10 protein-coding genes are annotated in these 10,961 nt (G+C 66.8%); 4 read left to right on the top strand and 6 right to left on the bottom strand.

All coding sequences use genetic code 11. The features are described 5' to 3' along the window. Positions 1-946, top strand: a 946-nt coding sequence (locus L810_RS11620) for a M48 family metallopeptidase (protein WP_042974130.1), incomplete at its 5' end; no start/stop codon positions are given. A 9-nt stretch (positions 947-955) separates the two neighbouring features. On the opposite strand, the gene L810_RS11625 is transcribed toward L810_RS11620, so the two are convergent. Then, positions 956-1,900: an AraC family transcriptional regulator gene (locus tag L810_RS11625; protein WP_042974133.1), complete on the bottom strand. Its 945-nt coding sequence runs from the start codon at positions 1,898-1,900 to the stop codon at positions 956-958. A 228-nt stretch (positions 1,901-2,128) separates the two neighbouring features. On the opposite strand from L810_RS11625, the gene L810_RS11630 reads away from it, so the two are divergent. Beyond that, positions 2,129-3,181, top strand: coding sequence for an NAD(P)-dependent alcohol dehydrogenase (locus L810_RS11630; RefSeq protein WP_021158563.1), 1,053 nt, complete (start codon positions 2,129-2,131; stop codon positions 3,179-3,181). Between the two features lie 128 nt (positions 3,182-3,309). Here L810_RS11630 and L810_RS11635 read toward each other — a convergent pair whose 3' ends face one another. The 5 genes from L810_RS11635 to gatC form a co-directional block, all read right to left on the bottom strand. Next, on the bottom strand, positions 3,310-4,083 hold the full coding sequence (locus L810_RS11635) for an exodeoxyribonuclease III (RefSeq protein WP_021158564.1): 774 nt from the start codon (positions 4,081-4,083) through the stop codon (positions 3,310-3,312). A 40-nt stretch (positions 4,084-4,123) separates the two neighbouring features. Continuing rightward, entirely contained in the window at positions 4,124-4,963 is an 840-nt protein-coding gene (locus L810_RS11640; RefSeq protein ID WP_021158565.1) for a polyphosphate kinase 2 family protein, read from the bottom strand. A 118-nt stretch (positions 4,964-5,081) separates the two neighbouring features. Next, positions 5,082-6,557, bottom strand: coding sequence for an Asp-tRNA(Asn)/Glu-tRNA(Gln) amidotransferase subunit GatB (gene gatB / locus L810_RS11645; RefSeq protein ID WP_021158566.1), 1,476 nt, complete (start codon positions 6,555-6,557; stop codon positions 5,082-5,084). Positions 6,558-6,561: 4 nt separating this feature from the next. Then, positions 6,562-8,052: an Asp-tRNA(Asn)/Glu-tRNA(Gln) amidotransferase subunit GatA gene (gene gatA, locus L810_RS11650; RefSeq protein WP_021158567.1), complete on the bottom strand. Its 1,491-nt coding sequence runs from the start codon at positions 8,050-8,052 to the stop codon at positions 6,562-6,564. A 65-nt stretch (positions 8,053-8,117) separates the two neighbouring features. Then, positions 8,118-8,417, bottom strand: coding sequence for an Asp-tRNA(Asn)/Glu-tRNA(Gln) amidotransferase subunit GatC (gene gatC / locus L810_RS11655; RefSeq protein WP_021158568.1), 300 nt, complete (start codon positions 8,415-8,417; stop codon positions 8,118-8,120). Between the two features lie 367 nt (positions 8,418-8,784). Here gatC and L810_RS11660 point away from each other — a divergent pair, with 367 nt between their 5' ends. Continuing rightward, positions 8,785-9,828, top strand: a complete 1,044-nt coding sequence (locus tag L810_RS11660; protein ID WP_004189550.1) for a rod shape-determining protein — start codon at positions 8,785-8,787, stop codon at positions 9,826-9,828. Positions 9,829-9,954: 126 nt separating this feature from the next. Then, positions 9,955-10,961, top strand: a 1,007-nt coding sequence (gene mreC, locus L810_RS11665; protein ID WP_042974131.1) for a rod shape-determining protein MreC, incomplete at its 3' end; no start/stop codon positions are given.

The raw sequence follows: 10,961 nt of genomic DNA on the forward strand, positions 1-10,961 counted from the left end.
CGCGCCGGCCGCCGCACCGGCTTCACCGCCGGCAACGTCGACTTCCGCCGCCCCCGCCCAGCCGGCCACCGCCGAACCCGCGCAGCCGACCGGCGGCGCCGCGTCGACGAAGGCTTATACGCCGACACCGCAGCAGGTCCGCTACGGCAATGCGATCGCATTCCGCACGTTGATCCCGTCGCCGCTGCTCGAGCAGCTCACCGCGAGCGAATACGCGCAGATCGTGCAGGCGGCCGCCGACAGCAACCGCCTGCTGCCGGCAAACCAGCCGCGCGTGAAACGCCTGCGCGCGATCGTCACGAAACTCGCGCCGTATTCGGTGAAGTGGAACGATCGCGTGAAGAACTGGGCGTGGGACGTGAACGTGATCCGCTCGCGCGACATCCGCCTGACCTGCCTGCCGGGCGGCAAGGTGCTCGTGTACGGCGGCCTGCTCGAGCGCATCCGGCTGAACGACGACGAACTCGGCGTGCTGGCCGCGCACGGCATCGCGCACGCGTTGCGCGAGCATGCGCGCAGCAACTTCAGCGCGGCATCGCAAACTTCGCTGCGCGCCGCCGCGCTGCCGCCGCTGTTCGGCGTCGGCGATCCGCTGCCGCAGGCGCTGAACCTCGGCGAGCGCCTGCAGTCGCTCCACTACGACCCGACCGACGAGACCGAAGCCGACGTGATCGGCGGCGACATCGCCGCCCGCGCGGGCTTCGATCCGCGCGCGGCGATCACGCTGTGGGACAAGCTCGCGGCCGCGACGCGCGCGAACAAGGCCACGGGTTTCATCTACACGCACCCGTACAGCACCGCGCGGCGCCAGGATCTGCTGAACCGGCTGCCGGACCTGATGCCGCTGTACGCGAAGGCGATCGGCAAGCGGGTCGACTCACTGCCCGACTACGCGGGCATCAGCGCGCAGCGGCGCAAGGTCGTGCGGCGCAGCGCCACCGGATGACGCCGGACGCTACGCGTCCGTATCGGCCACGGCCGGGCGAATCCCGATTTCACGCATCCAGCGCACTTCGTCACCGGGGCTGCGGCCGAACAGCCGCTTGAACTCGCGGCTGAACTGCGACGCGCTCGCATAACCGACACGCGCGGCCGCCGTACCGGCGCCGACGCCGTCCTGCACCATCATCAGCCGCGCCTGATGCAGGCGCGCGGCCTTCACGTACTGCATCGGCGACGTCGCCGTCACGTGCTTGAAGTGCGCGTGGAACACCGCGAGGCTCATCCCGGCCTCGCGCGCCAGGGTTTCGACATCGAGGTCGGCCTTCAGCTCCGCATGGATGCGCCGCAACGCCTTCGCGATGCGGCCGAAGTGATGCTGCTGCACGAGCGCCGCGCGGATCGCGTCGCCCTGCGCGCCCGTCAGCACGCGATACGCGATCTCGCGCATGATCGCGGGCCCCAGCACGCGCGTGTCGTGCGGCGAAGCCAGCACTTCGAGCAGCCGCACGACCGCATCGGCCAGCGGCGCGTCGAGCGGCGTCGAATAGACGCCGAGCGGCTCGCTCGCGGCCGCGCCGAGCGTCTCGTCGAGCAGGAGCGCGAGCTCGGCGATCACCGCGAGATCGACGCGGATCGAGATCGCGAGAAACGGCTCGTCCATGCTCGCGAAAGTCTCGCATTCGAACGGCAGCGGCACCGACAGCACGAGATACTGCTGCGCGTCGTAGACGAACGAGCGATCGCCGAGATAACCGAGCTTGCGCCCCTGGCACACGACGATGATGTTCGGTTCGTACAGCACGGGCATGCGCGGCGCGGGACGGCTCACGCGAATCAAACGCACGCCGTCGAGCGCCGCCAGCGTGTCGCCCTCGTTCGGCGCGAGGCGCGTGTGCAGCTCGATCATGCGGCGCTGCACGCGGTCGCCCGTGTCGGCGAAAAGGGGCTCGAAGCTCATCTGCGTCATCCTGTCCGGCAAGAGAATCTGGCTCGCAATGTAGCATCTTGAATGCGTTTTGGCGGCCGTTTGCACGCAGTTCGAGAGGAATAGGCAAATCTTCCAGACCTTCGTGTATTTCATCGCGGCGCCGTGCTCCTTACGATGACGTCCTGCCTCGCCGCATCGCCACAGGGTGCGACGGCAGTTCGTTTCGCCGGATGTTTTCCCGGCCAAGGAGCCCCCTGCATGAGCACCACCTACGCTTACGCGGCAACCGATTCGCAGTCGCCGCTCGCCCCGTTCGAATTCCAGCGTCGCGCGCTGCGCGACCTCGACGTCCAGATCGACGTCCTCTACTGCGGCGTCTGCCACTCGGACCTGCACCAGGCGCGCAACGAATGGCGCAACACGATCTACCCGGTCGTGCCGGGCCATGAAATCGTCGGCCGCGTGACCGCGACCGGCCCGCAGGTATCGCGCTTCAAGGTCGGCGAGCTGGTCGGCGTCGGCTGTCTCGTCGATTCGTGCCGCACCTGCCCGAGCTGCGCCGAAGGGCTCGAGCAGTATTGCGAGAACGGCTTCGTCGGTACCTACAACGGCCAGGATCGCGTGACGGGCGACGTCACGTACGGCGGCTACTCGACGCAGCTCGTCGTCGACGAGGCGTTCGTGCTGCGCGTGCCCGAGACGCTCGACCCGGCCGGCGCCGCGCCGCTGCTGTGCGCGGGGATCACGACGTACTCGCCGCTGCGGCAGTGGAACGTCGGCCCCGGCAAGAAGGTCGGCATCGTCGGGCTCGGCGGCCTCGGCCACATGGGCGTGAAGCTGGCGCGCGCGATGGGCGCGCACGTCGTGCTGTTCACGACGTCGCCGTCGAAGATCGAGGACGGCAAGCGCGTCGGCGCGCATGAAGTCGTGATCTCGAAGGACGAAGCGCAGATGAACGCGCACCTGAACAGCTTCGACTTCATCCTGAACACGGTCGCCGCGCAGCACGACCTGAACCCGTTCCTGCACCTGCTGAAGCGCGACGGCACGATGACGCTCGTCGGCGCGCCGGAGCATGACCATCCGTCGCCGCAGGTATTCAACCTGATCTTCAAGCGCCGCCGCCTCGCGGGCTCGCTGATCGGCGGGATCGCGGAAACGCAGGAAATGCTCGACTTCTGCGCGGAGCACGGGATCACGTCGGATATCGAGACGATTCCGATGCAGCAGATCAACGCCGCTTACGAGCGGATGCTGAAGAGCGACGTGAAGTACCGGTTCGTGATCGACATGGCGTCGATCAAGCAGTAAGCGCCTCCGCCGGGCAGCCCGCACGATCGCCGCCCCAAATGAAACGGGCCGCATCTTCGACATGCGGCCCGTTCTGCATCCGGCGACCGGTGGGTTCGGGCGCTACGCGCGCGGCGCAGCGCCGGCAATCACTTCTTGTAGTCGTAGTCCACCGTCAGCGGCGCGTGGTCGCTGAACTTGATGTCCTTGAAGATCGACGTGCTTTTCGCGGTGCCGGCGACGCCCGGCGTCGCGATCTGGTAGTCGATCCGCCACCCGACGTTCTTCGCATACGCCTGGCCGCGGTTGCTCCACCACGTGTACTGCTCGGCGCGCGGGTCGAGCGTGCGGAACACGTCGACGTAGCCGACATCGTCGAACAGCTTCGTGAGCCACTCGCGCTCTTCCGGCAGGCAGCCCGAGTTCTTCTGGTTGCTCTTCCAGTTCTTGATGTCGATTTCCTTGTGGACGATGTTCACGTCGCCGCACAGGATCACCTCGCGCTTCTTCTTGAGCTGGGCAAGGTGCGGCATGAACTCGTCCATGAAGCGGTACTTCGCCTGCTGGCGCTCCTCGCCGCTCGAGCCGGACGGCACGTACACCGACACGACCGACAGCTTGCCGTAGCGCGCCTCGACATAACGACCCTCGGCATCGAATTCGCTGCTGCCGAAGCCGATGATCACGTCGTCGGGCTCGCGGCGGCTGTACACGCCCGCGCCGCTGTAGCCCTTCTTCTCGGCGTGGTGAAAATAGCTCTTGAAGCCGTGCGGCTCGACGAATTCGGCCGGCAGGTCGTCGGCCGAGACCTTGATTTCCTGCACGCACACGCAATCGGCGTTCTGTTCGCCGAGCCACTCGAAGAAGCCCTTCTTCGCGGCGGAGCGGATGCCGTTCAGGTTGGCGGTAATCACTCGCATCATGTCGGATTCCGTTCAGTTCGATGTTTTACAGGGGGGCAGCTTAACGGATCTTCACGCCTTCGAGCTCGGGCTTCGGCGGCGGGAATTCCAGCTTCATGTCGGTCATCGTGCGCAGCAGCAGCTCGGCGATCATCACGTTGCGGTGCGTCTTCGAGTTGGCCGGGATCACGTACCACGGCGCATGCTCGGCGGACGTCGCGGCAAGCGCGTCGCGGTACGCGGACTGGTACGCGTCCCAGTGCTTGCGCGCGTCGAGATCGGAGATGTCGAACTTCCAGTGCTTGGTCGGATCGTCGATGCGCGCCTGCAGCCGCGCGCGCTGCTCGTCCTTCGAGATATGCAGGAAGCACTTGATGATCGTCGTGCCGTTCTCGACCAGCATCGTCTCGAAATCGCGGATCTGCCGGTAGCGGCGCTCGCATTCCTTCGCGTCGATCAGGTCGAGCACGCGCGGCACGAGCACGTCTTCGTAGTGGCTGCGGTTGAAGATCGCGAGCTCGCCCGCGGCCGGCACCTGCGCATGCACGCGCCACAGGAAGTCGTGCGCGGCCTCGATCGGCGTCGGCGCCTTGAACGGCACGACGCGCAGGCCGAGCGGATCGACCTCGCGGAACACCGCGCGCACGGTGCCGTCCTTGCCGCTGGTGTCCATCCCCTGCAGCACGAGCAGCACGCGCTTCTTCTGCTGCGTGTGCAGGCGCTCCTGCTGCACGTCGAGTTCGGTCGACACGGCCGACAGCCGTTCGCGGTCGTCGTCCTTCGAGCCGGACGAAAACGGCTTCGCGGCCGGGTCGAACGCATCGAGCTTGAATGCGGCGGCTTCCTTCTCGCGCGTGAAATAAGGCACGCGGAAATCGTCGAGCGCGGGTTGTTTCGCCATTCGTTCCTCCGTTGGACGGTGTGACGCATACGATAACGCATCCGCCAAACGCAACGGGCCGCCCCGAACTGGTTCGAGGCGGCCCGTCGTCAAGCGCGGTTCAGGCGCGCGGTCATGCTCAGCCGAGCTTCTTCTTCAGCAGTTCGTTGACCTGCTGCGGGTTGGCCTTGCCCTTGGTCGCCTTCATCGCCTGGCCGATCAGCGCGTTGAACGCCTTTTCCTTGCCCGCGCGGAATTCCTCGACCGACTTCGCGTTCGCCGCGAGCACTTCATCGATGATCGCTTCCAGCGCGCCGGTGTCGGAGATCTGCTTCAGGCCCTTCGCGTCGATGATGCGGTCGGCCGCGCCTTCGTCGTCCGGCTTCTCGTCCCAGATCGTCGCGAAGATCTCCTTCGCGATCTTGTTCGAGATCGTGCCGTCGGCGATGCGCTGCAGCAGCAGCGCGAGCTGCGCGGCCGACACGGGGATCGCGTCGATCTCGATGCCGTCGCGGTTCAGTTGCGACGATACGTCGCCCATCAGCCAGTTCGCGGCGATCTTCGCGTTCGCGGCGCCGGCCTTCGCGACCACCGACTCGAAATACGCGGCCATCGCCTTGCTCGACGTCAGCACGCCCGCGTCGTACGCGGACACGCCGTACTGCTCGGCGAAACGCTGCTGCATCGCGGCCGGCAGCTCGGGCATCCCGGACTGCACGCGCTCGATCCAGTCCTGGCCGATCACGAGCGGCATCAGGTCGGGGTCGGGGAAGTAACGGTAGTCGTGCGCGTCTTCCTTGCTGCGCATCGAGCGCGTCTCGCGCTTGTCCGGATCGTAGAGGCGCGTTTCCTGCACGACTTCGCCGCCGTCCTCGATCAGTTCGATCTGGCGACGCACTTCGTAGTTGATCGCTTCCTCGAGGAACCGGAACGAGTTCAGGTTCTTGATTTCCGCGCGCGTGCCGAACTTCTCCTGGCCGACCGGTCGCACCGACACGTTCGCGTCGCAGCGGAACGAGCCTTCCTGCATGTTGCCGTCGCAGATGCCGAGCCACACGACGAGCCCGTGCAGCGCCTTCGCATAGGCCACGGCCTCGGCCGCGCTGCGCATTTCCGGCTCGGTGACGATCTCGAGCAGCGGCGTGCCTGCGCGGTTCAGGTCGATCCCGGTCATCCCGGCGAAGTCTTCATGCAGCGACTTGCCCGCGTCTTCCTCGAGGTGCGCGCGGGTCAGGTTGACCGTCTTCTCGTACGCTTCCTTGCCGGCCTTTTCGTTGGCGGGCACCTGGATCGTGATCTGGCCGCCCTGCACGACCGGAATCTCGTACTGGCTGATCTGATAGCCCTTCGGCAGATCGGGGTAGAAATAATTCTTGCGCGCGAAGATGCTGCGCGGCGCGATGGTCGAGCCGATCGCGAGGCCGAAGCGGATTGCCCGCTCGACCGCACCGCGGTTCAACACCGGCAGCACGCCCGGCAGCGCCAGGTCGACCGGGCACGCCTGCGTGTTCGGCTCGGCGCCGAACTGCGTCGACGCGCCCGAGAAAATCTTCGAGACGGTCGACAGTTGCGCGTGCGTCTCGAGACCGATAACGACTTCCCATTGAGTAGCCATGTGCTTACACCCCTGCCGGAACTTGCTTGTGCCAGTCGGTCGCGCGCTGGAACGCGTCGGCGACCTGCAGCATCCGGGCTTCGTTGAAATAGTTGCCGATGATCTGCAGGCCGACCGGGCGCTTCGCGTTCGCGCCGGCGCCGAAGCCGCACGGCACGCTCATGCCGGGCAGGCCCGCGAGGCTCACCGACAGCGTGTAGATATCCGCGAGATACATCTGCACCGGATCGTCGCCCTTCGAACCGAGATCCCATGCGACCGTCGGCGAGGCCGGGCCCATGATCACGTCGCAGGTCCTGAACGCTTCCTGGAAATCGTTCGCGATGATGCGGCGGATCTTCTGCGCCTGCAGGTAGTACGCGTCGTAGTAGCCGTGCGACAGCACGTACGTGCCGACCAGGATCCGGCGCTTCACCTCGGGGCCGAAGCCTTCCGCGCGCGACTTCTTGTACATGTCGAGCAGGTCGCCGTATTGCGCGGCGCGGTGGCCGAAACGCACGCCGTCGAACCGCGACAGGTTCGACGACGCCTCGGCCGGCGCGATCACGTAATACACGGGGATCGACAGCTCCGTCTTCGGCAGCGACACGGGCACGAGCGTCGCGCCGAGCGCTTCATACTGCTTCAGTGCCGTGTCGATCGTCGCGCGTACGTCGTCGGCCAGGCCGTCGCCGAAATACTCGTTCGGCAGGCCGATGCGCAGGCCCGCGAGCGGCTTGCCCGCATCGTTGCCGGCCGCCCACGGCTGGCCGAGGTGGCGCGTGAAGTCTTCGTCGTCGCGGTCGAGGCTCGTCGAGTCGCGCTCGTCGAAGCCGGCCATCGCATTCAGCAGCAGCGCGCAGTCGGACGCGCTCTGCGCCATCGGGCCGCCCTGGTCGAGCGACGACGCGAACGCGATCATCCCGTAGCGCGACACGCGGCCGTAGGTCGGCTTGATGCCCGTCACGCCCGCGAACGACGCGGGCTGGCGGATCGAGCCGCCGGTGTCGGTGCCGGTTGCCGCCGGCGCGAGACGCGCGGCGACGGCGGCCGAGCTGCCGCCCGAGCTGCCGCCCGGCACGGCGTTCGTGTCCCACGGGTTCTTCACCGCGCCGAACGCCGAGTTCTCGTTGGACGAGCCCATCGCGAACTCGTCCATGTTGGTCTTGCCGAGCGTGACCATGCCGGCCGCCTGCAGGCGGGCGACGACGGTCGCGTCGAACGGGCTCGCGTAGTTCGCGAGCATCTTCGAGCCGGCGGTCGAGTGCCAGCCGCGCGTGACGAACACATCCTTGTGCGCGATCGGCAGGCCGGTGAGCGCGCCGCCCGCGCCGCGCGCGAGTTCCGCGTCGGCAGCTTTCGCCTGCGCGAGGGTCAGGTCGGCATCGACGTGGACGAACGCGTTCAGGTCGCGCGCGGCGTCGATCCGTTTCAGGTAGAGCTGCGCGAGCTCGACGGCCGAGCATTCCTTGGCGGCGAGCGCGGCGCGCAGTTCGGTCAGGCTTTTTGCGTGCATTGAGTGGTTTTCCTGGGAATTCTGGGTGGCGCGCGGCGCTGGCCGGCGCGCTTGTCGTCGAATGCTTACTCGATCACCTTCGGCACGAGATAGAGGCCGTCCTGGACGGCCGGCGCCGGACGCTGGTTGTCGTCGCGATTGACGACTTCCGTCACGACGTCGTCGCGCAGGCGCTGCGCGACTTCCTGGATCTGTTCGATCGGGTGGGCGAGCGGCGCGATGCCGGCGGTGTCGACCGCCTGCATCTGCTCGACGAGGCCGAAGAGATCATTGAGCTGGCCGAGCATGTGCTCGGCGTCGGCGTCGGCCATTTCGAGTCGCGCCAGGTGCGCGATGCGTTTCACATCGGTCAGGGTCAGGGCCATGCGATCACCGGAAAAACAAGACTGCGCAATGCATCGAAAGCAGCACTGCGGCGGGGGGTTGGAGGGTGCGATCCCACCCTCAAAAATCGGGGCCGAAGCGGCAAAAATACCGCCCGTTTCGATTCAAATACCGTGAAATTATAAGGTATCATTACGCGTTCGACCCAAACCCGGCAGCCTTTTCCCGCACCGTTTCGCCCCGCTTCGGCAAGCCGTGCGTGCTTCGTGCGATCCCCGGTAGACATCACTCGCAGCTTCGTGCGCCGCGGCGGCCGCTTCCGCCACGCTTCCCGAGGCTGTTATTTTTTCCGCTGCCGCCCTCAGCGCTCGCTATGCAGGGCCGGCCCAGAGCGAAACAGGATTCTGAATGTTCGGTTTTTTGCGCAGCTACTTCTCCAACGATCTCGCGATCGACCTCGGCACCGCAAACACCCTGATCTACATGCGCGGCAAGGGCATCGTGCTCGATGAGCCGTCCGTCGTGTCGATCCGCCAGGAAGGCGGCCCCAACGGCAAGAAGACGATCCAGGCAGTCGGCAAGGAAGCCAAGCAGATGCTCGGCAAGGTACCGGGCAACATCGAGGCGATCCGCCCGATGAAGGACGGCGTGATCGCCGACTTCACCGTCACCGAGCAGATGATCAAGCAGTTCATCAAGACGGCCCACGAGTCGCGCATGTTCTCGCCGTCGCCGCGCATCATCATCTGCGTGCCGTGCGGCTCGACCCAGGTCGAGCGCCGCGCGATCAAGGAAGCCGCGCACGGCGCCGGCGCATCGCAGGTCTACCTGATCGAGGAGCCGATGGCGGCCGCGATCGGCGCGGGCCTGCCGGTGTCGGAAGCCACCGGCTCGATGGTCGTCGACATCGGCGGCGGCACGACGGAAGTCGGCGTGATCTCGCTCGGCGGCATCGTCTATAAAGGCTCGGTGCGCGTCGGCGGCGACAAGTTCGACGAGGCGATCGTCAACTACATCCGCCGCAACTACGGGATGCTGATCGGCGAGCAGACCGCCGAGGCGATCAAGAAGGAAATCGGCTCCGCGTTCCCGGGTTCCGAAGTCAAGGAAATGGAAGTGAAGGGCCGCAACCTGTCGGAAGGCATCCCGCGCAGCTTCACGATCTCCAGCAACGAAATCCTCGAAGCGCTGACCGATCCGCTGAACCAGATCGTGTCGTCGGTGAAGATCGCGCTCGAACAGACGCCGCCGGAACTCGGCGCCGACATCGCCGAACGCGGGATGATGCTGACGGGCGGCGGCGCGCTGCTGCGCGACCTCGATCGCCTGCTCGCGGAAGAAACCGGCCTGCCGGTGCTCGTCGCGGAAGATCCGCTCACCTGCGTCGTGCGCGGTTCGGGCATGGCGCTCGAACGCATGGACAAGCTGGGCAGCATCTTCTCGTACGAGTGATCGTCTAGGCAGTTTTCCTGACATGACGCACCCGCGGCGTGGCCGGCTCGCTCATTCAGAACGAACCGCCGCGCCGTTTGCGCGTCTGAGCTTCATTTAACCGATCGTTCGCGCCCGGCGCCGACCATGGAATACAGTCCGCCGCCCCTCTTCAAGCAAGGCCCGCCCGCGCTCGCGCGGCTCATCTTCTTCGTCGCCGTCGCGATCGCACTGCTGGTGTCGGACGCGCGCTTCAACACGCTCGAAATCGTCCGCGGCGTGCTCGGCACCGTGCTCTATCCGCTGCAGCGCGCCGCGCTCGTGCCGCGCGACCTGTTCATGGGCGCGGCCGACATCGCCGTCACCGGCGCGTCGCTGCGCCACGACAACGACGATCTCCGCAAGCGCAACCTGCAGCTGTCCACGCAGGCCAACCAGGCCGCCGTGCTCGCGCAGGAGAACGCGCACCTGCGCGCCGTGCTCGAGCTGCGCCAGCACATCGCGACGCAATCGACGCCGGCCGAGATCCAGTACGACACGAGCGATCCGTTCACGCAGAAGATCGTGATCGGCCAGGGTTCGCAGCAGGGCATCCAGAACGGCGCGCCCGTCGTCAGCGAGAACGGCGTGGTCGGCCAGGTCACGCGCGTGTTCCCGCTGCAGTCCGAAGTCACGCTGGTCACCGACCGCGATCTCGCGATTCCCGTGCAGGTGCTGCGCACCGGCCTGCGCAGCGTGATCTACGGCACGCCGAAGGGCGATTCGCTCGACCTGCGCTTCGTGCCGACGAGCGCGGATCTCGTCGTCGGCGACGAGCTCGTCACGAGCGGCCTCGACGGCGTCTATCCGCCCGGCCTGCCGGTCGCGAAGGTCGTACGCGTCGACAAGCTCGCCGATACCGCATTCGCGCGCGTGACCTGCGCGCCGATCGCCGCCGTGCGCGGCGCGCGCCAAATGCTCGTGCTGCATTACCAGAACGACATCCCGCCGCGCCCGGCCGAGCCCGATCCGGCCGCCGACAAGAACGCGAAGGGCAAGAAAGGCGCGAAAGCCGCCGCGAAAGGCGAGAAGGCCGAGAAGGCCGAGAAGGGCGACAAGGCCGACGCCGGCGCGAAGCCGGCCGCCGCGGCCCAGCCCGGCGCCAGGCCGGCACC

Source organism: Burkholderia sp. AU4i, from assembly GCF_000466765.1.
GTDB lineage: Bacteria > Pseudomonadota > Gammaproteobacteria > Burkholderiales > Burkholderiaceae > Burkholderia > Burkholderia cepacia.

Coding starts and splice junctions, on each gene's coding strand:
- L810_RS11625 (WP_042974133.1), bottom strand. CDS start 1,900: ATGAGCTTCGAGCCCCTTTTCGCCGACACGGGCGACCGCGTGCAGCGC.
- L810_RS11630 (WP_021158563.1), top strand. CDS start 2,129: ATGAGCACCACCTACGCTTACGCGGCAACCGATTCGCAGTCGCCGCTC.
- L810_RS11635 (WP_021158564.1), bottom strand. CDS start 4,083: ATGATGCGAGTGATTACCGCCAACCTGAACGGCATCCGCTCCGCCGCG.
- L810_RS11640 (WP_021158565.1), bottom strand. CDS start 4,963: ATGGCGAAACAACCCGCGCTCGACGATTTCCGCGTGCCTTATTTCACG.
- gatB (WP_021158566.1), bottom strand. CDS start 6,557: ATGGCTACTCAATGGGAAGTCGTTATCGGTCTCGAGACGCACGCGCAA.
- gatA (WP_021158567.1), bottom strand. CDS start 8,052: ATGCACGCAAAAAGCCTGACCGAACTGCGCGCCGCGCTCGCCGCCAAG.
- gatC (WP_021158568.1), bottom strand. CDS start 8,417: ATGGCCCTGACCCTGACCGATGTGAAACGCATCGCGCACCTGGCGCGA.
- L810_RS11660 (WP_004189550.1), top strand. CDS start 8,785: ATGTTCGGTTTTTTGCGCAGCTACTTCTCCAACGATCTCGCGATCGAC.